The organism is Streptomyces sp. NRRL S-646, from assembly GCF_000720765.1.
Lineage (GTDB): Bacteria > Actinomycetota > Actinomycetes > Streptomycetales > Streptomycetaceae > Streptomyces.
The window spans coordinates 149,349-174,983 of the sequence record NZ_JODC01000015.1; the positions used below are offsets into that span (position 1 = coordinate 149,349).

Genomic DNA, 25,635 nt, shown 5'->3' on the forward strand with positions numbered 1-25,635 from the left:
CTGCATCCCCTCTTGAAGACTCTCGCACCATGCGTTCCGTTCCCGGATCACGGCACGCGTCCCCCCGGGAAAATGCGTGGCGTACGTCACTGCCTGCGGACTAGGCTCCTGCGCTTCGGTGTCGGGCGGTCCGGGAGGTTGACTGACGTGGGCTCGGGACGGTTGTACGCGGCCGTCGTAGCGGGCGGTTTCAGACGTTACGCGACGTATCGGGCGGCCACTGCGGCAGGGGTGTTCACCAACACCGTCTTCGGGCTGATCCTCGTCTACACCTATCTGGCGCTGTGGGACGAGAAGCCGCACCTCGGAGGGTACGACCAGGCGCAGGCAGTTACCTATGTGTGGCTGGGGCAGGCGATCTTCGCGGCGCTCGCGATCGGGGGTGGCGGGATCGAGGGCGAGTTGATGGAACGGATCCGGACAGGCGACGTCGCGATCGACCTGTACCGGCCCGCCGATCTTCAACTGTGGTGGCTGGCGGCCGACGTGGGGCGCGCGCTGTTCCAGCTGCTCGGGCGGGGTGTGATCCCGTTCGTGTTCGGTGCGCTGGTCTTTCCGGTGGCGCTGCCGGGGGACGTGGCGACCTGGGGTGCGTTCCTGGTGACGCTGGTGCTGGCCATGGTGGTCGGTTTCGGTATCCGGTACCTGGTCGCGCTGTTGACGTTCTGGCTGATGGACGGCACCGGCGTGACGCACATGACCATGCTCGCCGGGTTCTTCTGCTCGGGGATGATGCTGCCGCTCAATGTGTTCCCGGGCGCTCTCGGCGATGTCGTACGGGAGTTGCCGTGGTCGGCGCTGCTGCAGAAGCCGGCGGACGTGCTGCTCGGGGAGGCCGATCCGTGGGGGACGTTCGCCTTCCAGGGCGCGTGGGCGGTGGTGCTGCTGGGGGCCGGGCGGCTGCTGCAGTCGGTGGCGACGCGGAGGGTGGTCGTTCAGGGTGGCTGAGGTGGGCCGGGTGGTGGACGGGCTGCGGGCCTACCGCCTGATCGGCGGGATGTGGATCCGCTCCACGATGGCGTACCGGGCGTCCTTCGCGATGACCACGTTCGCGAACTTCGCGGTGACCGCGCTGGACTTCGTGGGCATCCTGCTGATGTTCTCGCGGGTGAAGGTGCTGGGCGGCTGGCCGCTGCCCGAAGTCGCCTTCCTGTACGGCCTGTCGAGTGTCGCGTTCGGTTTCGCGGATCTGGCGATCGGCTCGATGGAGCGGCTGGGGCAGCGGGTGCGCGACGGCACGCTGGACACGCTGCTGGTGCGTCCTGCGCCGGTGCTGGCGCAGGTCGCGGCCGACCGTTTCGCGCTGCGCCGGCTGGGGCGGATCATGCAGGGCGCGCTGGTGCTCGGGTATGCGCTGACTGCCGTCGACATTCACTGGACGCCGCTGAAGGTGCTGTTGATGCCGGTGATGGTGGTGAGCGGTGCGGGGATCTTCTGCGCGGTGTTCGTGGCGGGCGCGGCCTTCCAGTTCGTGGCGCAGGACGCCTCCGAGGTGCAGAACGCGTTCACGTACGGCGGCGCGACGCTGTTGCAGTATCCGCCGACGGTGTTCGGCAGGGAGCTGGTGCGCGGGGTGACGTTCCTGCTGCCGCTGGCCTTCGTCACCTGGCTGCCCGCCGCCCATGTGCTGGGGCGGCCGATGCCGCTCGGGCTGCCGCAGTGGGTGGCCTTCGCGCCGCCCCTGGTGGCGGCGGCGTGCCTTGCGCTGTCCGGTCTGGCATGGCGGGCCGGGCTCAGGTCGTATCGGAGCACGGGGAGTTAGGGGAGTCAGCAGGGTGACGACGGACGCCTTCATTGAACTGGACCGCGTCGAGAAGGTCTTCGACGTACGCAAGAAGACCGGCTTCCTCAAGCGTGAGCGGCGGCAGGTGCGCGCCGTCGACGGCATCTCCTTCACGGTGGCGCGCGGCGAGATGGTCGGCTACATCGGCCCGAACGGCGCCGGGAAGTCGACGACGATCAAGATGCTGACGGGGATTCTGACCCCTTCCGGTGGCCGGCTGCGGGTCGCGGGCATCGACCCCTCGCGCGAGCGGACGCGGCTCGCGCACCGCATCGGGGTGGTGTTCGGGCAGCGTACGACGCTGTGGTGGGACCTGCCGCTGATCGACTCGTACCGGCTGATGCACCGCATGTACCGGATCCCGGACGCCCGTTACCGCGAGAACCTCGACCGCTGTGTCGAACTCCTCGAACTGGGCGAGCTGTTGGACGTTCCGGTACGGCAGCTGTCCCTCGGGCAGCGGATGCGCGGGGACATCGCGGCGGCACTGCTGCACGATCCGGAGGTGCTGTATCTCGACGAGCCGACGATCGGGCTGGACGTCATCTCCAAGGCGAAGGTACGGGGCTTCCTGCGGGAGTTGAACGCCGAGCGGGGCACCACCGTGCTGCTGACGACTCACGACCTGCAGGACATCGAGCAGCTGTGCTCGCGCGTGATGGTCATCGACCACGGGCGGCTCATGTACGACGGTGCGCTCGCCGGGCTGCACGAGGTGGGGGAGAGCGAACGCACCCTGGTGGTGGACCTGGAGCGGGAGACGGCGCCGATCGACGCGGCGCCCGCCCGGGTGGTGAAGGTGGAGGGGCCGCGGCAGTGGCTGGCGTTCCCCGCGGGGGAGTCGGCGGCGGCGCTCGTGGCGCGGATCGCGGCGGAGTATCCGCTGGCGGATCTGTCGGTGCGGGAGCCGGACATCGAGGATGTCATCGCGAAAATGTATGCCGGTTCGGCCCCGGGACAGGCGGAGAAAGCGGTCTCGTAGCCGCGAGGCGGGCGAACTCGTAGGCTGCCTTGTATGACCGACGACGCCGCAGTCCCGGAGCTCCGCGCATCCGACGCCGATCGTGAACGAGTCGCCGAGGTCCTGCGGGACGCCCTCGCGGAGGGGCGTCTCGACATGGAGGAGTTCGAGGAGCGGCTGGAGGCCACCTACAAGGCGCGGACCTACGGCGAACTGACGCCGATCACCCGTGACCTGCCGGTCGCCGGGGTCACCCCGCCGCCTCCCGTGTCGCTGGTCAAGGAGCCCGTGCAGAGCGGGAGTTGGGCGGGGCGGATCCTCGGCGGTGAGGGGTCGTCCTCGTGGGCCGTCGCCGTGATGTCGGGGTTCCAGCGCAAGGGGCGCTGGACCGTGCCGAAGGTGTTCAACTGCTTTGCCTTCTGGGGCGGCGGGGAGATCGATCTGCGCGAGGCGAACTTCGCCGACCACGAGGTCGAGATCAACTGCGTTGCGATCATGGGCGGGGTGAACATCATCGTGCCGCCGGGGGTCGAGGTCGTGGTGCGGGGCATCGGGATCATGGGCGGGTTCGACCACAGGGAGGAAGGCGTGCCGGGGGAGCCGGGCGCTCCGCGCGTGATCGTGAACGGGTTTGCGTTCTGGGGTGGGGTCGGGGTCGAGCGGAAGCTGACGCGGGAGGAGCGGCGGCGGCTGAAGGAGGAGCGGCGGCAGGGGAAGCTGGATCGTGGGGGGTCGCAGTCGCTGGGCGAGGGGTTCGCGGATCATCGGCGGATGCTGGAGGAGCATCGGGAATGGCGGCGTGATCTGCACGAGCAGCGGCGGGAGCGCCATGAGGAGCGGCGGGAGCGGCATCGGGAGCGGCGGGATCGGCGGCGGGACGGGGAGTACTGAACCGGCGGTGAGGCTGGGGTGACGGCGGGGGGCGCTTGTCGGCGCTTGCCGCGTGCCGCCCCAGGCGGCAAGCCTGCCCGCAGGTTCCGCCGGTTACAGCTCCGCCGGTGCCGAGCCCTTCAATTCGTTCAGGTCGAAGGTCTGGGCCATCCTTGCGAAGCCCTTGTCCGTCGGGTGGAGATGGTCGCCCGAGTCGTAGTCGGAGCGGAGGCGGCGCGGGTTGTACGGGTCCCTCAGGGCCTTGTCGAAGTCGACGACCGCGTCGTAGACGCGGCCCGAGCGGATCTCCGCGTTGATCCGGTCCCGTACCGCCTCGCGGGCCGGGGTGTAGCCGCGGTGGCCCTGGAAGGGCATGAGGGTGGCGCCGATGACCTTGATGCCGTGGGAGTGGGCCTGGCGGACCAGGGTGCGCAGGCCGTCGAGGATCTTGTCCGGGTCGGCGAGGCGAGGGTTGCGCAGGATGTCGTTGACGCCGAGGTCGATGACGATGACCTTGACGTTCGTACGGGCGAGGGCGTCACGGGAGAAGCGGCCCAGGCCGCTCTGGTTGTCGGCGGGGCGGCCCAGGCCGTTGGCAAGGACCTGGTTGCCGCTGATGCCCTGGTTGACGACGCTGTAGCGGGGCAGGTCCTGGCCGGACCTGATGGCCGTGCGCAGCCGCTCCGAAAGGACGTCCGTCCAGCGGTGGTTGGCGTTCTGCGTGGACGTTATACCGTCGGTGAGGGAGTCGCCGAACGCGACGACGGTGCCGTCCGACTCGTTGCTCAGCACGTCCAGCGCGGTGAGGTAGCGCCAGAACGGCGTCTGCTCGGTGTAGCCGGTGCCGGTCACGTCCTCGGTGAGGTCGCCCTCGGCGACGTAGGAGATCTGACGTGCGTGCGGGTGGTAGGTGACCGGGCCGGAGGGGCTCGGGGAGTACGTGGTGACCAGTACGTCGCTGCCCTCGGGGATCACGATGCGGACGGCGTCGCTCAGGACCTGCTGTCCGGCCGGGATGACGACCGTGGTGCTGCCGCCGAAGGTCAGCCGCCGCATGGTGTCCGCGGACGCCGCCGCGGTGTCGGAGGCGACGGCCACGGCGATCGAGGCGTGAGTGACGGTCAGCGCCGTCTGGCCGTAGAGGTTGGAGAGGGTGATACGGGCACTCGTACCGCCCACGCTCGTGTGCACGACGTTGCGGACCGAGCGACCCGCCATGCCGAACGTCTCGGTGCCGGGCTCGGCGCCGGCCGGGGAGGCCGACCAGGAGCCGACCCAGATGCCGGTCGAGGCGGGGGCGGCGGGGTTGCGCGGGGCGCCTCCCCTGCCGAGTGCGTTGGTGCTGGTGTTGCCGTCGTCGGCTGCGACCCCGACGTATATGGCGGTTGAAAGGCCCACGATCACGGCGATGATCGCGGAAAGCAGGGCATAACCGTGACGCTTGGTCATGCGGTGCGGGTCTCCTCGGGCAAGTGGAGCCCGAGGCTCCGAAGTGATCACCCCATGATGCGGCATGGGGTGAGGGGTGGCCGAACAGGACCCCCCTTTGGGCCACCGGAGTTCACGAAGAGCCTCCCCCTCCTTTCAGACGCCGGGAACTCTCGTTCCGTTCCAGTAGTCGGTCAGGAAGGGACAATGTGTGCAGGGGATCACGAACGGGTGGAGTGTATGGAGCGCACGAATCCGGTTGAGAAGGGTGTCACCGCCCGCGCGATGACGACGTTCAGCGCCGCCGACGAGGAGAAGCAGCGCGGGGTGCGCCGCATGAAGCTCACCGCGGCCGGACTGCTGCTCTTCGTGGCGCTGGTGTACGTCCTCGCCAAGTGGGCGGACAACGCAGGGGCCGGACCCTGGGCGGGCTATGTCGCCGCGGCCTCCGAGGCGGGCATGGTGGGCGCGCTCGCCGACTGGTTCGCGGTCACCGCCCTCTTCCGGCACCCGCTGGGTCTGCCGATCCCGCACACGGCGATCATCCCGACCAAGAAGGACCAGCTCGGGGTGTCCCTGGGCGAGTTCGTCGGCGAGAACTTCCTCTCCGAGGACGTCGTACGACAGCGGCTGCGCGCCGTCGGCATCGGCAGCCGGCTGGGCGCATGGCTCGCCGACCCCGAGCACGCGGACCGGGTGACGGCCGAGCTGTCGGCGGCGCTGCGGGGTGCGCTGACGGTGCTGCGCGACTCGGACGTGCAGGCGGTCGTCGGCGAGGCGATCACGCGGCGCGCGGACGCCCAGGAGATCGCACCCGGCATCGGGAAGATGCTGGAGAAGGTCGTCGCGGACGGCGGCCACAAACGGGTCGTCGACCTGATCGTGACTCGGGCGCACGACTGGCTGGTCTGGCACGACACCGAGATCATGGAGGCCGTCCAGGGCGGCGCCCCCGGCTGGACCCCGCGCTTCGTCGACAAGAGGGTCGGCGAGCGCGTCTACAAGGAACTCCTCCGCTTCGTCACCGAGATGCGCGACATGCCCACCCACCCGGCGCGTGGGGCGCTGGACCGGTTCTTGACGGACTTCGCCTCCGACCTGCAGTCCGACACGGACACCCGGGCGCGCGTGGAGCGCCTCAAGGGCGAGGTGCTGGGCCGCGGCGAGGTGCAGGACCTGATCGCGTCCGCCTGGACCGCCGTACGGTCGATGATCGTGTCGGCGGCGGAGGACGAGCGCAGCGAGCTGCGGCTGCGCGTGCGGGCCTCGCTGCTGTCGCTGGGCGCGCGGATGGCCGTGGAACCCAAGCTGCAGGCGAAGGTCGACGGCTGGGTGGAGGGCGCGGCGGTGTACGTGGTCACCACCTACCGCAAGGAGATCACCTCCCTGATCACCGACACGGTGGCCGGCTGGGACGCCGAGCACACCACCCGCAAGATCGAGGCCCACATCGGCCGTGACCTGCAGTTCATCCGGATCAACGGCACGGTGGTGGGCTCGCTGGCGGGGCTGTTGATCTACACGGTGACGCGGGCGCTGGGGGCGTAAGGGGGCGGCGTACGGGCACCCGGCCGGGGTTCCGCTCAATGAGGAGGGAGCCCATGACCACAGCGCAGGCCGCCACCGGCCGCACCGTGACCACCGACATCCCCGCCCGTCTCGACCGTCTCCCATGGTCGCGCTGGCACTGGACGATCGTCATCGGCCTCGGCACCGTCTGGATCCTCGACGGCCTGGAGGTCACGGTCGTCGGCAACATCGCGAGCCGGCTGTCCGAGTCCGGCAGCGGCCTGCCGATCTCCTCGGGCCAGGTCACCGGCATCGCGGCCGCCCTGTATGTGGCGGGAGCGTGTGCCGGTGCCCTGTTCTGGGGCCGGCTGACCGACAAGTGGGGCCGGAAGAAGCACGGGGGTCTGGGGGTGTCCCCCAGATAGCACAGCATGATCACCCTGGCCGTGTATCTCGCGGCCACCGCCCTGACCGCCGTCTCCTTCTCGAGCTGGTGGTTCTTCGCCTTCCGCTTCCTGACCGGATTCGGCATCGGCGGCGAGTACGCGGAGATCAACTCGGCGATCGACGAGCTCATCCCGGCGTTCTACCGCGGTCGCGTCGACCTGATCATCAACGGCAGCTTCTGGCTCGGCGCGGTGGGCGGCTCACTGCTGTCGATCGTCGCGCTGAACACCGACATCCTGCCGAAGAACGTGGGCTGGCGACTGACGTTCGCCCTCGGCGCGCTCCTGGCGTTCGTGATCCTTCTCGTACGACGCCACGTCCCGGAGAGCCCACGGTGGCTGCTGATCCACGGCAGGGACCGTGAGGCAGAAGAGATCGTGACATCGATCGAGGAACGGGTGGAGGCGGAGAAGGGACAGCCGCTGGAGCGCCCCGAGGGCGAGATCACGATCCACCAGCGCCGCAGCGTGACCTTCGGGGAGATCGCCCGCACGCTGTTCTCCGACTACCGCCGGCGCTCGGTCCCTCGGCTTCTCGCTCTTCATCGGCCAGGCCTTCCTCTACAACGCGATCACCTTCGGCTTCGGCGCGATCCTGACGACTTTCTTCGACGTCCCGACCGGCGACACCGGCTACTACTTCGCGGTGATCGCGATCGGCAACTTCTGCGGTCCGCTGCTGCTCGGCAAGCTCTTCGACACGGTCGGCCGCCGGGTGATGATCTCGTCGACGTACCTGATCTCGGGCCTGCTGCTGTTCGGCACGGCATGGCTGTTCGACCAGGGCTCGCTGAGCGCGGGCACGCTGACGGCCTGCTGGTGCGCGGTCCTGTTCTTCGCGTCGGCCGGCGCGTCCAGCGCCTACCTGACGGTCTCCGAGGTCTTCCCGATGGAGACCCGCGCGATGTCCATCGCCTTCCTCTACGCCCTCGGCACCGCGGCCGGCGGCATCAGCGGCCCGCTGCTGTTCGCCGACCTCACCGGCACGGGCAAGGTCGGCGACACGGTCCTCGCCTTCCAGATCGGCGCGGCCCTGATGTGCGCGGCGGGCCTGGTCGCGGCGTTCCTGGCGGTACGAGCGGAACGCCGCTCCCTGGAGGACATCGCGAAGCCGCTCACGGCGGCGGCATCGACGGTGACCGGGAAGGCCCGGTCGGCGAAGGAGGGGCGGGGGAGGTCGCGACCGGCCACGGCGTAGGACCGCGGCGTAGGGCCATGACCTGGGACGCCGAAGGGATACGGCCTGCGGTCACCGGGAGCCGCCCTGACGGACCCGGTCACGGCGCCGCAGGAACAGCAGCCCACCGGCGACGGCGGTGACCCCCGCGGCGGCTGCCCACCCGACGGCGTCCCCGGAACCGGTGGCCGCGAGGTCGCCGCCGGCCGGGGAGGCGGATGCGGAGGCCGACGCGGTGGCCGCCGTCCGGGGCAGCGAACCGGATCCGGCGTCGGAGGCCGAGGCCGACGGCGTGGGCGTGGGCGTGGCGGCAGTGGTCACCCCCTTGTCCCGGGTGAATGCCAGCGTCCCGAAGCCGAGTTGGTCGTACCCGCCGCTGTTGGGCCCGTAGTCCCCGCCGCCGCCCTCGGGCGCGGACTTGGCGGCGATCTGCGTGAGGTAGGTGGCGGACAGCCCGCGCCGCTTGGTGTAGTGGTTGGCGATCATGGCCCAGACCGGCCGCACCTGCGCAGGGTCGGCGGGGGCGACGTCGGTGGGCATCTGGATCCCCGGCCGATGGTCCAGTTGGGCGTAGGGCGTGTACGGCACGTTCCCGCCCAGGCTCCACTTGGCCACGTACTGGGCGCCCTTGAGGAACCGGTTGTCGTCGTAGCCGTACAGGTCGATGCCCTGGTTCCAGGCCATCTCGCAGATGGTGCCCATCAGGCCGACGCCCAGCAGCGAGTGCCCCTGGTCGCGCCCGGCCTCCATCCACTGAGCGAGCCCGTCGTCCAGCACGAGCGGGATGGCGTGCTTGATCGAGCCCATGCCGACGCCGTGCTTGAAGTACTCGACGGCCTGCTCGACCTTGGCCTGGTCGTCGCAGAAGATGCCCGTGGCCAGCGCGCAGGCCATGTTGCTCAGGTCCCAGTTGGGCCAGTAGTGGGGGGCGGGAGTGCCGTTGTGGCGGACGAGGAAGTCCTCACTCGCCGAGTAGAAGACGTCGAGCAGCATCTTCTGGAATCTCTCGAGTTGGAAGTCCTTGTGGTCGCGGACGAGTTCGGCGGCGTTGGCGGCCTGGTAGCCCTGCAGCCCGGCGAGGAGCCACCGGTCGGCGTTGCCGAAGACCTTCGTCAGCTTCGCCGACCAGGCGTTGAGGATTGCGACGGCGGTGTCGGCGTGGGCGCTGTCGCCGCTGACGTGGTAGCGCAGGGCGTTCTGGTACGCGGCGTGGATGTCGTTGTAGAGGATCCCGTAGTTCTGCTGCCACGTGCTGGGAGGGCGCACTTCCACGCCCCGGTACACGATGGTCTGCGGATTGGGCGTCCAGTCGCTCTGCGAATGCCGGTTGGCGGTCAGCTTCGCGTACCCGGCGGTGTAGGGGGAGGCGCCGGCCTTCACTTTGGCGGCCATACGGGCGAGGTCGGCGCCGGTGTGGAGGAGCCCGGGATGCGCGAAGGCCCCGCCCGCGGCCACCGCGGGGGTGGCGACAGCGGCGAGGCCGACGGCTCCGGCTGCGGCGCCCGTGGCCTTGAGCATGGTGCGGCGGCTGATCTGTCGTGTCACGTGCATGGCACGGAGACGCGGCGGGGCGGGGCCCGATAACGAAAACTGGACGGGCAGCCGTCGTACCGGGGCCGGGGCACGGCTTTGAGGGACGCGGGGAACTGCGCGACCAGCCACAACGGCGCCGCAGACAAAACACGCCCCATCCCGGCCCAACCTGCGGAGCTAAACGTGGCGAGTCGTCCGCCGAAGATGCTCCTCGACGAGGCCAAGGGTGGCCTCCGGCTGCTCGATCTGCGGTAGATGCCCGGCCTTGGGGACGACCTCGAGCCGCCCGTTCCCGAAGGCGGCGGCGTACGCGGCCCCATACCCGGGCGTCACGATCCGGTCGCTCTCGCCCCACACCAGCAGCGCAGGCGTCTGCACACGCCCCAGCCGCCGCAGCAGCTTCGGATCGTGCATGTACGGCTCGCCTGCGAGCGCGCGCATGGTGGCCATGTTGGCCTGGCGGACGGCGAGTTGGTCAGCGGGCAGCGCGGCAGGGTCGATGTAGTAGCGGTCCGGGTCGTGCCAGGAGAGCTCCGCCGCCGCACGGGGATCGAGGGCGAAGTAGTCCGCGATCGGCTCGGACTCGACGTACACACCGACCGCATCGATCAGCACCAGCCCGCTGATCCGCTGCCCGCTGTCCCGTACGGCCATCTCGGCCGCGATCCAGCCGCCGAGGGAGGAGCCGATGACCAGGACGTCGTGCAGGTCGCGGTCCTGGAGGAGGTGGAGGTAGGCGAGGGCGAGGTCGTCGACCCCGGTGCACCAGTCGGGGCGGGGAGTGCCGTCCCAGCCGGGGTGCACAGGGGCGAGGACGCGGGCGGCAGGGGACAGGTGCTGAGCGATCCCTGCGACGGTGGCGGGGCCTCCGCCGCCGTGGAGGACAAGGACGGGACGGCCGGAGCTGTGATCTGTAGTCATGCCCGCCAGACTAACTAAAGATGCTTATATAAGCTAGCTTAGTTTTCAGCTAGACTCCCTCCATGCACGCTGACCTGCAACTGCAACTCCTCGGCCGGGCGGTCAAACAAGCCCAGTACCGCCAACACCGCGCCCTGGACAGCGCCTTGACGACGGTCGGCACCACCCTCGCCCAGTGGGACGCGCTCCGCGCGATCGCCCGCACGCCCGGCGCATCGGCACGCGAACTGGCCGCGGCCACCTTCCAGACCGAGCAGGCCTTCGGCACCCTGGTGGGCCGTCTGACCGCACAGGACCTGGTCGAGCGCCGCCCGGGACACGGCCGCCGCATCGAACACCACCTCACACCGGCAGGCGAACGGATCCTGAAGGCCGGACACAAGGTGGCCGACGAGGTGCTGGCCGAGGCCTTCGCGCCGCTGCCCGAGCCGGACCGGGCGACGCTGCTGGATCTGCTGCAACGCCTGAACGGAACGGCCGGTAACCCCTGACCGAGCGGCGCTCCCGCCCGTTCAGTCGAATGAGTTGCCGAATGAGCTATCGTGCCTCTTCGATCTCCCTCGTTCTCTCTCGTTCGCGAATGGGAAGCACAGAAGGAGAGGTCGGAAGGGGACTCAGAAGGAGACACGGTGTCCGATCTTGGGCGGCTCGTCGCCGGCCGGTATCTGCTGGTCGAGCGGGTGGGCAGCGGCGGCATGGGCACCGTGTGGCGTGCCGAGGACAAGCTGCTCGGCCGCCACGTCGCCGTGAAGAAGCTGCACATCCCGCCGCACCTGCACGACGACGAGGTCCGCACCCTCCACGAGCGCACCCGGCGCGAGGCCCGCAGCGCCGCCCGTATCACCCACCCCAACGTGATCGTGGTGCACGACGTCGTCGACGACGAGGGCCTGCCGTGCATCGTCATGGAGTACATCCCTTCGGCCACCCTGAGCGACGTCCTGAAGCGCCGGGGCGCGCTGCCGCCCCACGAGGCCGCCCGGATCGGCCGCGCCATGGCCGCCGCGCTGCGCGCCGCCCACAACGCCGGAGTCCTGCACCGGGACGTCAAACCCGCCAACGTCCTGCTCGCCGACGACGGCCGGATCGTCCTCACCGACTTCGGGATCGCCATGGAGTCGGGCACGTCCTCGCTCACCAAGTCCGGCGAACTGATCGGCTCCATCCGCTACCTGGCACCCGAGCGCCTCAGAGCCTCGAGCACCGGTCCCGGCCCCGCCGCCGACCTGTGGGCCCTGGGCGCGACGCTCTACCAGGTGGTCGAGGGCCGCCACCCGTTCCAGCGCGCCACCCCCATCGAAACCGCGTACGCCATTGCAACCGATGCGTACGAGCCCCTGCGCCACGCCGGCGGCCTGGCCCCGGTGATCGAGGGCCTGCTCCTCAAGGAGCCGGAACAGCGCATGGACGTGCACGAGGTCGAACGCCGCCTCGGCGACGTGACGGCCACCCGAACCTCTCCCCTCGATCCCCCCACGCGCCCGGAACCCGTCGGCACCGTCGAGGCTCCCGGGCGAAAGGGAGGCGGCAACCGCCGTCGTACGGCGCTGCTGGCGGTCTCGGCGGTGGTGCTCGCCGCCTGTGCGGCAGGCGGCGCCACGTGGTGGCTGAAGGGTGGCGCGGATGCACAGGGCAGCCACGCCTCCCGGACGACCGGCTCGACCGCGTCTCCGTCTCCGAGCACGAGCCCCACAGTCCCGGCCGTGCCCACCGGCTACCACCTGGTGAAGGCGGACACCGGCATCTCCGTTCCCGTACGGGACGGCTGGACCCGTAAGACGCTGCCGGGCGGCGAGATCGGCTACATAGACGAGTCCGGCCTGGTGGGCCTGAGGGTCAACGTCGTCCAGTTCGCGGGCACCGACCCCGTGCAGCACTGGAGCGAGACGGAAGAGGACCAGACCCGTCGGGACAACCCCGGCTACGAACGCGTGCGGATGACCAAGACCACGTTCCGCGGACAGCCCGCGGGCTACTGGGAGTTCACCTTCGACGGCAGGGCCCGTAAGTTCCGCGCGGCGGAACTGGCGTTCGCCAGTGCCGACGGTACGCAGTACGTGATCTACCTCTCCGCTCCGAATGCCCAATGGGGCGAGTACCGGCCGGTGTTCGACATCGCGGCCAACGGGGTCCGGCTGAGTTCGACTTCGTAGTCCCACGGTGCCGGATTGCCGAACAGCAGGGAGGGCGCCAGGGGCGCCTGCTGGAGTTGTCTCTCTGGGTGGCGCCGCGCGAAGGCGATCCGCTTCTCCACGCTCGGCGCGATATGCCGGGAGCTGGGATACCAGCCGGGGGACCTGCTGAGCTTCCGCGATTCCTGACGGTCGGGCGGCGAGGTCCCCTCCGGCCCATCCCTATTTGTCCAGCACGAATGAGGTCTCCGCCGTACCGAACCCACGCCTCACTGTCAGCTCCGCCAGATACGTCCCTGCCCCGGCCGGAGGCGTCGCCGGTCTCGCGCACTGCGGAGCACTCGGCTCGCGGTTCCACTTCACGGTGTACGTGACGACCCTGTGGGCGGGTACCCGATCCGGCGCGCTGCCAGAGGCCTTGGGGCAGTCGCCGGAGGACCAGTATTCGTCGTCACCGCCCGCCTGGGTGATCGTCAACACCGCGCTCTTCGGCCCGGGATCGACCTTGCAGTCTGTGTCGGAGAAGTTCTTCGCGCTCAGCAGCAGGGTGGGGGTGTCAGCGGGGCCGTAGGCGTTGTGCAGGCTCCGCAGGGTCCATTCCACAGACCTCGGCGTGCAGTCGTGCAGTGCGGAGACGGCGGCCGCGTTCGCCTCCGCCGACGGTGAACCACCTCTGCTCTTCGGGCTGTTGGTGCCGGAATCGGCCTTGTTCGACGCCTTGCCCGGCAGCCTGTCAGTGCCGTTGTCGGCACCGGTGTGGAGGTAGGTGTCCGCCGCCCAGGCGGCGACGCCGAGCAGGCCGAGCAGGGCCAGCGCGGAGAGCAGCTGTCGGCCCCGCCGAATGCCGCGCGGCGGCTGCGTCGGCCGGGATGTGCCACCTCCGGCACCGACAGCCATCGCAGTGCTTCCGGCAGTCGTCGTATCGGCGTCCGCTCTCACGGCGGAAGTCCCGGAGTCGGAGTCACGGGCCGGCCGCGTCCTCACCCTCCTCCTCGGCGGAGGCAGGAAGCTGAACTCGTCGTACCGGATGTCGGTGACGACCCGCAGAGTCTGGGGCTCCCCCTTCTTCCGGTACGCGCGGTGCAGTTCCTTCATCCGTTCCTGTACGGCGTTCTGGAACTGGCCGAGGTCGAGCGCCGCGGCAGCGGGGTGGGTGGCGACGACGTCCGACACGGACCGGGAGAAGATGCTGAACGATTCGCCGGCCCGGACGCCGGCGGCACGGTCGACGGTCGAGTCCTGTGGGCGCACGAACAGCGCGTACTGCCCCGGCGAGCAGGCGTAGACGTAGGCCACCTTGCGACGGAGCGCATCGCTCACCTTCTGCCGGCTCCACTGTCTGACGGCGGCGACGCCCATCGAGTCCTGCTCGATTCCCTCCCGGCAGGCGTCGATCAGGAACACGACATGACCGGCAGAGGTCGCCTCGAGGTGCTCACTCCAGTCGATCGGCACGCACCCGGAGACGAAGGGGTGCGTGCCCTCGTCGATGTCCTCGGGTACGAGGTAGTCGCGTCCTCCGGCGTGAACGCCGTGCCCGCTCAGCAGAATGAGCAAAGTGTCGTCGGGCTCGGCGTCCCCGAGAAAGTCGTTGACCCGGCCCATCACGAAGTTCCGCGAGACCTGTCTGCGCCCTTCGAGCCCGGCCAGGACCCGCACGTCGTCGAAGCCACGGGCCTTGAGCGCCTTGCCGAGACGGTCGAGGTCACCGGGGATGAAGGGAAGCGGCGAGATGCCCGGCATCTCGTGGCGCCCGGCCCCGATGAGCAGGGCTCTGTGACGCGCCATCAGACACCGCTCACTGCTTGAAGACCAACGTGATGCCGTGGCTGCGCTGCACCTGAGCGGAACCGACGAACTGCACACCACCGCTCGCGGTCACTTGAAACGACAGATGCGCCTCCCGCAACGGCAGAGGCCCGCCTCGCGCGGCGGCCTCGGTGAACACCTGCTGCAACGCGTCCACGGCATCGGCGAGGTTCTTGCGCAACGGACCCAGGGGTACGTTCCGCAGCCGCACCTCGGCGTCCCTGCCGCCGAACAGGCCCATGGAGTCGCCCTCGTCATCGAGTGGACCGTCCTGGTCGTCGTACGACACCCAGAAGGGCAACGCAGGCACGCCGGACGGCTCGGAGGGCTCGGAAGACGCGGACGTTTCGGCAGCTGAGCTCACGGATTCCCCTAGATCAGTGACGTTGAGTCCACTGTACGGAGACGGAGGGTAATTCATGGCCCTCTCCCGGGAACAAGTGGCACACGGGCTGTGCAGGAGGTGAAGGAGGCGGCAAGGGACGCACAACAGCCCCTGTCAGCCGGGGAGTTCATGGCAGGATCCGCCACCATGGAATTCTCCGAGGTGGTCCGTCGTCGCCGTATGATCCGGCACTACTCCGACAAGGCCCTGGCCCCGGAGGTGATCGAGCGCATCCTCGCCTCCGCGCTCCGGGCGCCCTCGGCCGGCTTCTCGCAAGGCTGGGCATTTCTCGCCCTGACCGCCCCCGCCGACCGGGCCCGCTTCTGGCCGTTCGTGCCGACCCGCGTCGAGAAGACGCCGACCATGCAGGACGCTCCGCTGGTCGTCGTGCCCCTGGCCCACAAGGCCGCGTACCTGGAGCGCTATGCCGAACCCGACAAGGGCTGGGAAGACCGCGCCGAGGCCCGCTGGCCCGCGCCCTACTGGCACATCGACACCGGCATGGCGGCCCTCCTCATGCTGCTGACCGCGGTCGACGAAGGGCTCGGCGCCTGCTTCTTCGGCATCATGCGGAGCATCTGCAGCCGTTTCGGGAGGAGTTCGGGGTGCCCGAGGAGTACGCCCCCATCGGTGGGATCACGGTCGGCTACCGTGCCGACGACCAGCCCCCGAAGAGCAGGCGTGTCGCGGAACGTCGGCGGGGCGCGGACGAGGTCATTCACCGGGGGCAATGGGGGCGGCACGCCTGAGGAAACCGTTCAGGACAGCGGGATCTCCTGTACTCCGGAGCTTCCCGGGCGGTAGTCGCTGTGGCGCCCCCAGTCCGGCCTGACCCGGACGTAGACGATGTCCGGCCACGCCGCCCGCTCCCGCCCGCTCGGAAACTGCTCGTAGTACGCGGCCACGTCCGGGTCGTCCTGCGTGATCTCGGCTGCCACGCCCTCCAGTTGGACGGTCTGCTCGTCTCCCCAGTCGAACCCGATGACCAGGGCCACGCGCGGCTGCCTGCGGAGGTTGGCGAACTTACGGGAGCTCCGCGTCGTATCGAAGACGAGGTCGCCCGTGTCGGTCGCCGCGATCCCGACCACCGCGGCCTGCGGACGGCCGTCGGCCGCAGTGGTGGCCAGCACGGCCAGTCGGCGGGCGCGGATGAAGTGGACGAGGGCGTTTCGGTCCATTCGCCCAAAATATCGGCACGGGGCCCAGTACGGGGTTCAGTGCTCGGCTCAGTCGAAGAGCGCGACCCTCGGGGCCACCGTGCCCTTGGCCTGCGGGTTGACGACGGTGAGCCGGTAGACCCGCGTGAGGGTCTCGCCCGCGTGCAGCGTGCGCCGCGCGGTCGAGAGATCGGTGAACAGCGTGCCGGTCTGACTGCCGACCTGCACGGCCTCCCAGCAGCCGTCCGCCTTGCGGCGCTCCAGCCTGATGTCCGACGGAGCCAGGAACGGCCCCGCGTCCGGCGACTCCACCAGCAGTTGGGGAGCGACGGTCCGGTCCGCCGACGAGTCGTTGCGGTAGGTGACCGTGAACTCGTGCTGCGCGCCGTCGGCCGGGAGGGCGCTCGTGGGCAGGTCCACGAAGCCGGTGGGTATGGCGGGCGCCTGCTCCTGCGACCCCGCGACCGCCCCCGCGACGGTGTGCTGCGTGGCTGCCATGGCAGGGCTGGCCATGGCCAGTCCGGAGACCGCCACGACGAGAGCCACGGAAGCAAGCCTGAGACGACTGTTCTTCAACGACACGTTCGCTGTTCCTTCGGGTTCGCTGGGGTGAACTGGCCCGCCCCGTGGGGCTGTCGCTCACGGACGTTCTCAAGATTACGCAGCGCAGCATAGGCAGCCGAAGGCGCCCGGCGGATCGGCCGAAAGGACGAGGCGGACGTGCTGATTTCTGACCGAAGGGCGCCAGCGGGAAGGTTCGACTCCTGGCTGAACATGCGAGGCGAACGACGCGTGAAGCCCGGCGATCCGACTGGGTGCAGATGTGAAGACCCTGCAAGGAACGCGCCGCCGAGGCATCCCTCAGGGGCGGCGCACCGTCACGTCCTGCTCCTCCGGCTCCCAGGCCCCAAGCTGGTCGAAGACACGCCGGTCGCCATCCATCCCTCCCCCAGCTGCTGCACTAGATCGAACAGCGTCTTCTCAAGAGTCTTTTCCACTGCGGCTGCCTTTCACCTGCTCCGACAGGCGCCCAGCGATTTTCGCAGCTGAGGCGGCAGTTGCTCGGGAAGGCCAGGGCCGCTCGAAGTCTCGCAGTACCGTCAGGGCGCATGGTGTCCCTGTTCGCGACCTTCGGCCCGCCCGCAATAACCCTCCTTCTCTTTGCCGTTGGGGTATTGCCGTACGCGTTGTGGGTCACCAGGAGGAAGCCCTCGCGGCCGACCCGCTGGGCTGTGATCGGAGCCGCGACAGCGATCGCCGCATACGGAGCCGGAACCGTCTACGGCCTCGCCCTCACGCACCCGCTCGACGTATGCGCGGACCCAACCGGCGACGGCGTGTACATGGACGCCGGACGGGAGTACCACCTGACCTCGGTGAGCGTGGACAGCTTCCCTCCATCCGTCACCTGCCACTGGACCAGCGGGTACAGCACCGAAGCGGTGTGGTTCTGGGCCGGGCCACTGCTGTATGCGGGGTTGGCGTGCGCCGTCGTGTGCTCCGCCCTGCTTCTACAACCCGTGGGGCCAGACCACCTGGGTCAGCGAGGACGACTTCGTCAACGGCCACATGGTCAAGGCCTCCGACAACCGCATGCCCGACGCGTACGCCGTCCACCTGCCCGCCGACCGATGACCGACCGACAGCCGACCGACAAGTGAGCGTCATGACCAGTGCCCTGCGCCGACTCGCCCTCCCCGCCTTGCTGATGACCGTGCTCGCGGGCTGCGGCAGCACCGGGCCGGACACCTACGAGCTGGGTGACAAGCACATACAGGTGGATGCGGGGAAGGAGTTCAGGCTGTCCGTACCGGTCGACACCGCGATGGGGGAGTGGTGGTACCTGACCTCGCCGAAGCCCGACCCCGGCGTCGTCCGCAGGACAGGCAAGCAGGAGGAGATCAAGGCCGACGACGACGCCGTCGGCAGCGGAAGCGGAACGGACTACTTCGGCTTCAAGGCCGTCGGTCCGGGCACGACGAAGATCCGGCTCATCCAGTGCCCGGTCGGTGCCTGCGCCGGCGGCGGCGATGCTGGCGGTCCCGTCACCCCGTCCCCCGTCCCCAGTGGCAGCCCCACCCCTCCAAAGGATGAGCTGGCCACCGTCCACACCTTCACCGTCACCGTGAGGAAGCCATGACCTCCGCGCCGCAGACCCCGCCCCCCGGCCGGACCGACGACGACCTCGCGCAGTCGGACATCCCGGCGATGCTGCGCTACGGCCTCTCCTTCGCCGGCCCGCACCGCACCGCCCTCTTCGGCGACGGCGCGGTGGGCGCCGCCGTCCTGCTGGACCGCCTCGGCATCCAGCCGCGGGCAGTGGCCTTCCTCGCCAAGGTGGTACGCAGCGGGGGCATCCGGTACGCGGCCGAACTGCCCGAGCCGGTACCGGGCGACGAGGCGGCGTCCATGGTGCGCGCCTGGCTGGAGTCCGCGTCCACCGCCGCCGACGGCATCGACGGCGACGAGGAAACCGCCCGCTGGCTGGAGGCGGTCGCCGAACTCCTCGGCCTCCGGCACGTCCACCGCGCTCGGGCGGCCGGGGAGACCAGTTCATGAAGCGTGCGCCTGCTGCTTGGGCCGCCCTGGCCGTCGGCATGGCTTTGGCGGGATGTACCGGTCACCCGGCAGACCAAGCCACCGCTGATACTCACCCTTCCACGACGGCGAGGCCGGCCCATACCGCATCGCCTCCGTCTGTGACCGCGTCCGGGACAGGGCTGCGTCTTGTCGCTGGAACCCCCGTCCACTTCGGTGCCGACAGCACGCCGGGAGTGGCCGGGAAGCTCGTGTTGACGTGCCGGGGTGAGGGGCTGGTTCGTGTCCAGCCGAACAAGGGGCAGGCCACAGACGTACAGTGCGGCGGCTCTTTGGAGCTGCAGACCGAGTCCGGCGGCACCATGTTCACGGTCTCCACCACGAGCAAGTCGGCAATGATGCTGAGCTGGACTCTTGAGACGATGGCGCGTTGATCCTCTCGCTTGAAGCAGGCTGAACGGAGCACCAGTCCCGGCTACTTGGAGCCGGGGCATTGCCCCACAGCCTCTGGGCAACGACTCCCTTGACACTAACTAGAAGTTAGTGCTTTCCTGTGGAAAGTTTTAGCTTGAAGTTTCAATATTCAGCCTCACGGGAGCCCCCATGCCCACCACCACGCCTGTCCGCAGTGCGCTTGTCGCCGTAGTCGCATCGGCCGCCGTGCTCGGCGCGGCCGCCGTCCCGGCCGTCGCGGCACCGCACACCGCCTCCGTCTCTCGCGCCGGTTCCTTCGGCCACGGCGACTCCGCCCGCCTCGCCTACCAGAAGGCGGTCGCCGTACGGGTGTTGAAGGGCGTCTTCGAAAAGGGAGACGTCAGCGTCGTCGACCGGTACGTACGGTCCGACTACATCCAGCACAACCCGGGCGCAGCGGACGGCGCGGAGGTGCTGAAGAACCTCGGCACGGCCGTGCACCAGCAGTTCCCCGAGGCCAGGTACGAGGTCGAGCGGGTCATCTCCGAGGGCGACCTCGTGCTCGTGCACTCCCACGTGGTGCTGACGCCCGGCAGCCGGGGCTCCGCGGTCTTCGACATTTTCCGCTTCCAGGACGGGAAGATCGCCGAGCACTGGGACACCGGCCAGCAGGTGCCGGAGAAGACGGCCAACGGCAACGACATGTTCTCGACGGTGAGCTGGCCGCGGACGCAGCAGCCGACACAGCACTTCCTCACCGAGTACAACAAGAAGCTGGTCGTGAAGGCCTTCGACCAGCTCCTCGTCGACAAGGACATCTCTGCGATCGACCGGTACTGGGGGCCCGAGTACGACCAGCACAACCCGAACATCCCGAACGGGGTGGACGGCGTGAAGGCCGGGCTGGGGGCCTACTTCAAGGCGTTCCCCCAGCTGAAGGTGGAGCCCAAGCGGGTCATCGCCGAGGGCGACCTCGTGGCCGTCCACAGCCACTACATTCCGGCGCCGGGGGAGCGGGGTCAGGCGATCGTGGATCTGTTCCGGGTGCGCTGCGGGAAGATCGTGGAGCACTGGGACGTGATCCAGGATGTGCCGGCCACCTCGGCGAACGACAACACGATGTTCTAGGGCCTCGCCTGTCCGGCGAGGAGTGGGCTTGATCGCGAAGCCCACGGAAGCCCTGCTTGACGCAGGCTGAACGGAGCATGCGCCCCGGCTACTTGGAGCCGGGGCGTTGCCGTTCGACCAGAAGAGGCCACAGCCGACGTCTACCAGTCCTGGGCGCCGCACTACGACGCTCCCGGCAACCAGGTGATCGACATCGAGTAGCCCGTCGTCCGGCGCATCCTGAACGGCCTGCCCGTCGGCACGGCGCTGGACGCCGCCTGCGCTGTGAGGTGCCGGTGCTGCGGCAGGCGACGTGGGTTCGGTTGCAGGTCACCGACGGCGGTCCTCAGTTTCCTTGCAGGCGGGCCGAGTTGCTGCCGGAGGCGGAGCCCGGGCCGGGGGCTGGCGTTGGTCGAGGCGGTGGCCGACAAGTGGGGTGTGGGACCTGTGTGGGCGGGGGCAAAGTGGTGTGGTTCGAGGGCTGTTGTGGAAAGACCTCCGGGTGCTGAGGCGAGAAGAACTGTTCGCGGAACTGCTGCCGCGTGTGCTGGGCGGGCCCGAATTGACGGCGAGCCTGGCCAGAACCGGCGCCGTGGGTGTGGAGCATCTGCGAAGTGCCGCGGAAGCGAGGCGTGTCGAGATTCTGGGGCAGGCCCGGGAGGCGGAGAACGCTTATCAGCAGGCCGTTTCCAGAAGTCGCTTCGAGGTCCGGCTCCGCAAGCTGCTGGTGGCGACCGGCGTGCTGACGCTGCTGATGTTGCTGACGGCGGCGACGGCATTCGGCTGGAGCGAAGCGCTCAAGGATGCTCTGGCCCATCACCGTCCCGTTACGGTCACGGCCGCCGCGGGCAAGGGTTCCGGACTCCTCCTCGGTGTGGCGGTGATCGCCGCCGGGATGGCCTTCGTACCGTGGTGTGTCTACTACGTTGTGTCGTCCGATGTGCGGGCAGGCGTACCGGCGGCCAAAGGCCGTCAGCTGCTCGTCACCGCGGGGCTCGCGTATTTCTTCCTGGCGGTGACGTGCGCGATGTTCGTCGGGATTTATCCGACGGAGGTCGCCTGGCAACTCGTGCACGATCGGCCGGTGAAGGACCCCGGTGGCTACGGCTGGGGCGGCTGGTTCACGCTGGGCGCGGTGTTGTTGTTCGTGATTCCGCCGCGGCGGCTGCGAAGGCTCGCGAAGAGCGAGTCCGGGCGGTCGTTCTCCCTCTCCCACTCGATCGCCGTACTCGCGCCACGGGAACGGAAGCAGGCGGTAGGGCAGGCCGCCGCCGAGTGGCGGGAGGCCGTACAGCAGGCGTTGCTGAGCTCCTTGCGGCAGGAGATCAGCGACCACACCGAGCGCGTCTTCTCCACGGAGCTCACCATCAGTGACGCCCCTGGCCTGAGGCAGCTCCGCGCCGGCCATGAACATGTGGAGACGCTGGCCGACGAGCAACTGGCCATGATCAGCGCGGGGATGGAGGGCGGAAGCATCGCCCTGTCGGGCCCACGCGGAGTGGGCAAGACGCAACTGCTGCGGATCTTCTGCGAGGGCGATGGGGAGGGTGCCTCGGGGCACTTGAGCATCGTCGAGCCGGTTCCGGTCCTCTTCGACCGGCGGGAATTCATGCTCCATCTCTTCTACAAGCTGTGCGACCGCGTGATCCAGGAAGGCCTCGGCACGGCGCCGGAAGCCGCACGGCACCAGAGCTCGATCCGCTATCTGCAGACCCGCTCGGACGAGGCTGCCCTCAGCGCCGGCTGGCGCAGCTGGAGCCTGTCGGCGAAGAGAGCGACCTCGCTCGCCCAGCAGCCGCAGACGTACCCCGAGATCGTGGACAACTTGAAGCGGTTCCTCGGCCGGACCGCGCTGGAACTGGACGAACAGAACCGGCGGCTGGTCATCGGCATCGACGAACTCGACCGGATCGAACCGGCCGCCACCGCACGCACCTTCCTGAACGAACTCAAGGCCGTGTTCGACGTGCCGAAGTGCCTGTTCGTGCTGTCGGTCTCCGACGAGGCGCTACGGGAGGCCGAGTTGGCGCCGGTCGGCCGACGGGACGCCTTCGACAGCGCGATCGACGAGGTCATCCGGGTCGAACCCCTCGACCAGAGGACAGCCGAACGGCTGCTGGGCCGTCGGGTGGTGGGGCTGCCGGTCCCTTTCACCGCGCTCTTCTACTGCATGTCGGGCGGCATGCCGCGCGACCTCCTGCGGACGGCGCGCGCCGCCGTCTCCTACGTCTCGCCGCAGCAGGCGCACACCCTTGCCGACGTGGCCGTCAGCCTGGTGCACCGCGAACTGGACCGCGTAGCCAACGCTGCCGGCGGCCCCGCGGAGCCGACCGAGCTCGCACAGCTCTTTCGCGCGGACGTGATCGCCGAACACGGCGGACTCGGCGAACTGGGTCGCGTGATCCACGAGCAGGCCGGGACGACCGGCGACCGCGCCCGTATGGGCGCGACGCTGGCCAACCGCGCCTACCACCTCGACACGGTGCTGAGGTTCTTCACGACGGACCTCGACCGAGACCGGATCACCAGGGCCTCGGCCCCCGCCTTCTCCGGTTCCTTCTCGGCCCTCGCGCGAGCCCATCGCGAGATCGGCACGGCCGACACGCTGGCCCGGTCCACACTTCGACGGTTCAGAGAGGCTTGGTCGTTGCCCTTACCGCCTGCCATACCTCCCGTCTAAGTGAGGAGACTCGTGGGACGGAGACTCGCGGGGCTCGGGGGACTCGGCGGAAGGGGCGATGGTACGGCGGTCACCGTGCCCTTCCTCCACGGTCGGCCGCAGCCCCTGCGTAGGGTGGATTTGCAGGAAAGAGTTCAGCGACGAGCGCGTGGGATGATGTCTTCTCAGGGAAAAAAGTGGGTGCCTCGGGAGGTACCGATTGATTCACTTGCATTTGTTGGTAAATCTTGGCGTAAACGGAGTCTGCGGTACTGGGTGCTCCGTTCACTTGTCACGCTCTTCCTGTTGTTGATGACGTGCATGATGTTCGCCATGGCTGCAGGTATCACTATCGGTTTCATTGACTCCGGAGTCTCACCCTGGATATTGATTCCGATTGTGCTGGCGGCCAGTGCACTGAGCGGTTTTAAGACCGGCCGGTCAATGGCCCGAAATGAGCGTGAGCGGTCAGTCGTCCGTGATTACGAACTGTGGGCAGAGGACGCGCGTGAGAGGCGAAGCCGTACTCGACGGGTAGGCGCTGGTTCCGGAGCTCTTGGGTACGGCTTGAGCGCATTGGGTCCTTTTGGTGCGCTTATGATTGTTGTCTGCATGCCCGTGGCAGTGGGCACCTTTCCGGTGGTCCTTTGGTACCACCTGAAGCCACTTCTGCCGGGGGAACTTCGCGCCCGGCGCAAGCTGGCCCGTTGGCTGACGCTCCAAGGCCGTCAAGACGAGATTCCCGCGAGCTGGGGAATGCCCTGATCCGATTGTCAGGTGATGGACGGCTGTTGTCGGGCCCACGGTCGCGGAGCCTGACCCTCACCCGTCAGCGGTTCAGACCGTGTTTGAGATCTACCGTGGCTCGTTGCTGGTGTGATCGTTGAGCATGCCGTGAGCGGTGCTGGGGTTGGTATCCGTCGGACTTGACGGACGAGCAGTGGGCGTTGGTGGAGCCGTTGCTTCCGCCAGTGAGGGTGGGGCCCAAGGGCGGGCGTCGGGAGAAGCATCGACCCGGAGGGAAAGATGGCCGCGGTCGAGACGACGTACAAGCTGAAGTAACCATGCCCGACGGCTCGGCAGCTCCGACGCCGTCAGGCATCTCTATGCGACACCAGTCCCCTCCTGATCACCTGCCGCGTCACCGCCGGCGCGGACCAGGAGCGCCCGCTGTTGTGCACGGAGCTGAAGGCTCCCGCCGCCACATGCCAGCTCACGTTCCCCGTGACGCCGACGAAGCCAGCCGCCCAGCGCACGCCCCCGCCGCCGCTCCTGATCGGTCCAACTTCTCTTTACTTGTTTTTTCAAGGGCGCGCCTTCGGCGCGCCCGCGCGGCCTTGCCGCTCGGCCCGGCGTGCGGCCTTCGGCCGGTCCGGTCCGGCGACAAGCGCGCGGCACCCCAGCCCGCCCCCGACCAACCAGAGAAGCCCCCGCGAATCGCCGCGAGGGGCTTTTGTCGTCTCTCCCGTCGGCCACCGAGAGGCGAGCCGCACGGAGCGTGGCCCACGCTCCCCAACCAAGGCGCCCACACCGCTCGGGCCGATCCGACAGGTGCTCACTGTCCTCAGGCACGTCGGTGAGTCTCGTGCGCCCCTTGCGAGCTTCCGAGCGCCATCACCCCGGGACTACCGGTACAGCAGGGCCGCGACCGGGAATGCTCCCAGCCCATTCACACCTGTGCCAACGAGCACACATAGTCAGGAGGCCTGCCACATGAGCCCCGTACGCCGGTTCGTCACTGCGGGAGCAGCAACCGTCCTTCTCGCACTCGGCAGTATCATGCTAGCCACCCCCGCTCAGGCCGCCCCCGACCCACTTGGAGGGCTCACGAGCCCCGTCGGGTACGTCTCCGACTCAGTCGCGGGCCTCCTCGGGAAGGGGGATTGAACGGCTAGAGCCCGTCCGACGGTTCCGAGTCCGTGATCTCTCACGCCGGTTCCTCACGGAGGCCAACGCAACCCACCGTGGCACACAGCATCGTGACAAACCCTCACCTGGGGCCGGTGGTACCAGGGGCGCTATAGCGCACCCCTGGACCCCGCCCAGCGTGGGAACCTCACGCGCGAATGCGGGTTTCTTCGTGGCCAAGATCCGTGCGCGCGTGAGGTCACCACGCACGTTGACCAGCCACTTTCCCCCCGTAACTGGGTACGGAACCAACTTCCCCCCGTGAGCCGGCACCGGAGTCCTTGGCTGATTGCCCGGCGCAGTTCAGCACCGGTCGCCGGTGTCCGCGCCTGTTGATGTCAGCCTTTGATGTCAACCATCACCCAGGGCTTGGCAGGTAACACTTCTTCGCGTGGGGCCGCGACGAACCGCAACCTGATCTGGCCGACGACGGATAGAGGCGTACTCGGTGGCCTCCTATTTTTCGACCTTCGTCACGCGATAGGCGATCATACCGACTGCTCCGGTCGCATTCTCGGTGTCAATCCTGACTTTCCCCGGGGCGTGCTGTATCCGCTGAGAGACGGTTACACCATCGCACGGCACGTCCCGATGTATCGGGGGCTTCAGGGACACCGAAAGGCTCACTTTTCCGCTGCCCATGCAGACGACGGCGAGCTCGTAAGATTTCCCTCGCGTCATGGCTGACTCTGCGTGGATTCCGTCGCTGGCACGCTCCAGGCCGGATTCGACGAACAGAGGGTCACTGTCGTCGATTGTCTGAGTCCCAAGCGCTTCTTTGGCTCGCTCGCCAAGTCGTTTCTCATCGATCGTCGGAGCAGCCGAGTGACTTCTACTGGGCTCACTCGCCGGCCTGTGATCGCCCCCGGAATCACTAGTGCAACCAGCAATCAGGCCG

21 protein-coding genes and 1 pseudogene are annotated in these 25,635 nt (G+C 68.8%); 15 read left to right on the forward strand and 7 right to left on the reverse strand.

Annotation, left to right across the window (positions count from 1 at the left end):
- Positions 1-147: 147 nt before the first annotated feature.
- The 4 genes from IH68_RS0135835 to IH68_RS0135850 are packed head-to-tail and all read left to right on the forward strand — an operon-like array spanning position 148 to position 3,635.
- On the forward strand, positions 148-948 hold the full coding sequence (locus IH68_RS0135835) for an ABC transporter permease (protein ID WP_030943676.1): 801 nt from the start codon (positions 148-150) through the stop codon (positions 946-948).
- Positions 949-997: 49 nt separating this feature from the next.
- Positions 998-1,762, forward strand: coding sequence for an ABC transporter permease (locus tag IH68_RS0135840; protein ID WP_199931965.1), 765 nt, complete (start codon positions 998-1,000; stop codon positions 1,760-1,762).
- A 13-nt stretch (positions 1,763-1,775) separates the two neighbouring features.
- Entirely contained in the window at positions 1,776-2,765 is a 990-nt protein-coding gene (locus tag IH68_RS0135845) for an ABC transporter ATP-binding protein (RefSeq protein ID WP_030943680.1), read from the forward strand.
- 33 nt (positions 2,766-2,798) lie between these two features.
- Positions 2,799-3,635 (forward strand): DUF1707 SHOCT-like domain-containing protein, encoded by an 837-nt coding sequence (locus IH68_RS0135850; RefSeq protein ID WP_030943683.1) that lies wholly within the window; start codon positions 2,799-2,801, stop codon positions 3,633-3,635.
- Positions 3,636-3,728: 93 nt separating this feature from the next.
- On the opposite strand, the gene IH68_RS0135855 is transcribed toward IH68_RS0135850, so the two are convergent.
- Positions 3,729-5,063 (reverse strand): SGNH/GDSL hydrolase family protein, encoded by a 1,335-nt coding sequence (locus tag IH68_RS0135855; RefSeq protein ID WP_030943686.1) that lies wholly within the window; start codon positions 5,061-5,063, stop codon positions 3,729-3,731.
- Positions 5,064-5,282: 219 nt separating this feature from the next.
- Between IH68_RS0135855 and IH68_RS0135860 the strand changes: the two genes are divergently transcribed.
- Together IH68_RS0135860 and IH68_RS50465 are read left to right on the forward strand one after the other, a co-directional pair.
- Positions 5,283-6,590: a DUF445 domain-containing protein gene (locus tag IH68_RS0135860; protein WP_234341706.1), complete on the forward strand. Its 1,308-nt coding sequence runs from the start codon at positions 5,283-5,285 to the stop codon at positions 6,588-6,590.
- 53 nt (positions 6,591-6,643) lie between these two features.
- Positions 6,644-8,195, forward strand: a pseudogene (locus IH68_RS50465) (MFS transporter).
- A 51-nt stretch (positions 8,196-8,246) separates the two neighbouring features.
- Here IH68_RS50465 and IH68_RS0135870 read toward each other — a convergent pair.
- Together IH68_RS0135870 and IH68_RS0135875 are read right to left on the reverse strand one after the other, a co-directional pair.
- The gene (locus IH68_RS0135870; RefSeq protein ID WP_107057575.1) at positions 8,247-9,725 is read right to left on the reverse strand and encodes an alginate lyase family protein; all 1,479 of its coding nucleotides are present in this window, start codon (positions 9,723-9,725) and stop codon (positions 8,247-8,249) included.
- 159 nt (positions 9,726-9,884) lie between these two features.
- Positions 9,885-10,628, reverse strand: a complete 744-nt coding sequence (locus IH68_RS0135875; protein WP_030943695.1) for an alpha/beta fold hydrolase — start codon at positions 10,626-10,628, stop codon at positions 9,885-9,887.
- 62 nt (positions 10,629-10,690) lie between these two features.
- Here IH68_RS0135875 and IH68_RS0135880 point away from each other — a divergent pair, with 62 nt between their 5' ends.
- The 3 genes from IH68_RS0135880 (at position 10,691) to IH68_RS59245 (ending at position 12,949) form a co-directional block, all read left to right on the forward strand.
- Positions 10,691-11,119, forward strand: coding sequence for a MarR family winged helix-turn-helix transcriptional regulator (locus tag IH68_RS0135880; protein WP_030943698.1), 429 nt, complete (start codon positions 10,691-10,693; stop codon positions 11,117-11,119).
- 138 nt (positions 11,120-11,257) lie between these two features.
- A complete protein-coding gene (locus tag IH68_RS0135885) occupies positions 11,258-12,781 on the forward strand; it encodes a serine/threonine-protein kinase (protein ID WP_030943701.1) in 1,524 nt (507 codons plus the stop codon).
- 15 nt (positions 12,782-12,796) lie between these two features.
- On the forward strand, positions 12,797-12,949 hold the full coding sequence (locus IH68_RS59245; protein ID WP_078912758.1) for a helix-turn-helix domain-containing protein: 153 nt from the start codon (positions 12,797-12,799) through the stop codon (positions 12,947-12,949).
- A gap of 33 nt (positions 12,950-12,982) precedes the next feature.
- On the opposite strand, the gene IH68_RS51975 is transcribed toward IH68_RS59245, so the two are convergent.
- Complete coding sequence (locus IH68_RS51975; protein ID WP_051833895.1) at positions 12,983-14,548, reverse strand: caspase family protein; 1,566 nt, start codon at positions 14,546-14,548, stop codon at positions 12,983-12,985.
- A 10-nt stretch (positions 14,549-14,558) separates the two neighbouring features.
- Positions 14,559-14,879 carry a hypothetical protein gene (locus IH68_RS0135895; protein WP_234341707.1) on the reverse strand — a complete coding sequence of 107 codons (321 nt, stop codon included), beginning with the start codon at positions 14,877-14,879 and terminating at the stop codon, positions 14,559-14,561.
- Positions 14,880-15,101: 222 nt separating this feature from the next.
- On the opposite strand from IH68_RS0135895, the gene IH68_RS50470 reads away from it, so the two are divergent.
- Positions 15,102-15,758: a nitroreductase family protein gene (locus IH68_RS50470; protein ID WP_234341708.1), complete on the forward strand. Its 657-nt coding sequence runs from the start codon at positions 15,102-15,104 to the stop codon at positions 15,756-15,758.
- On the opposite strand, the gene IH68_RS0135905 is transcribed toward IH68_RS50470, so the two are convergent.
- Both IH68_RS0135905 and IH68_RS0135910 read right to left on the reverse strand, forming a co-directional pair.
- Positions 15,713-16,132: a pyridoxamine 5'-phosphate oxidase family protein gene (locus tag IH68_RS0135905; RefSeq protein ID WP_030943710.1), complete on the reverse strand. Its 420-nt coding sequence runs from the start codon at positions 16,130-16,132 to the stop codon at positions 15,713-15,715. The genes IH68_RS50470 and IH68_RS0135905 overlap by 46 nt on opposite strands.
- A gap of 48 nt (positions 16,133-16,180) precedes the next feature.
- Positions 16,181-16,693: a hypothetical protein gene (locus IH68_RS0135910; protein ID WP_030943713.1), complete on the reverse strand. Its 513-nt coding sequence runs from the start codon at positions 16,691-16,693 to the stop codon at positions 16,181-16,183.
- Positions 16,694-17,581: 888 nt separating this feature from the next.
- Here IH68_RS0135910 and IH68_RS56615 point away from each other — a divergent pair.
- The 5 genes from IH68_RS56615 (at position 17,582) to IH68_RS0135945 (ending at position 22,850) form a co-directional block, all read left to right on the forward strand.
- Positions 17,582-17,746 (forward strand): hypothetical protein, encoded by a 165-nt coding sequence (locus IH68_RS56615; protein WP_159403772.1) that lies wholly within the window; start codon positions 17,582-17,584, stop codon positions 17,744-17,746.
- 31 nt (positions 17,747-17,777) lie between these two features.
- The gene (locus IH68_RS0135925; protein ID WP_030943716.1) at positions 17,778-18,251 is read left to right on the forward strand and encodes a protease inhibitor I42 family protein; all 474 of its coding nucleotides are present in this window, start codon (positions 17,778-17,780) and stop codon (positions 18,249-18,251) included.
- Positions 18,248-18,670: a hypothetical protein gene (locus tag IH68_RS0135930; protein WP_030943717.1), complete on the forward strand. Its 423-nt coding sequence runs from the start codon at positions 18,248-18,250 to the stop codon at positions 18,668-18,670. The genes IH68_RS0135925 and IH68_RS0135930 overlap by 4 nt, the downstream gene beginning before the upstream one ends.
- Before the next feature lie 582 nt (positions 18,671-19,252).
- On the forward strand, positions 19,253-20,191 hold the full coding sequence (locus tag IH68_RS0135940) for a nuclear transport factor 2 family protein (RefSeq protein WP_030943719.1): 939 nt from the start codon (positions 19,253-19,255) through the stop codon (positions 20,189-20,191).
- 481 nt (positions 20,192-20,672) lie between these two features.
- A complete protein-coding gene (locus IH68_RS0135945; RefSeq protein WP_030943721.1) occupies positions 20,673-22,850 on the forward strand; it encodes a P-loop NTPase fold protein in 2,178 nt (725 codons plus the stop codon).
- The last annotated feature ends 2,785 nt before the right edge of the window (positions 22,851-25,635 follow it).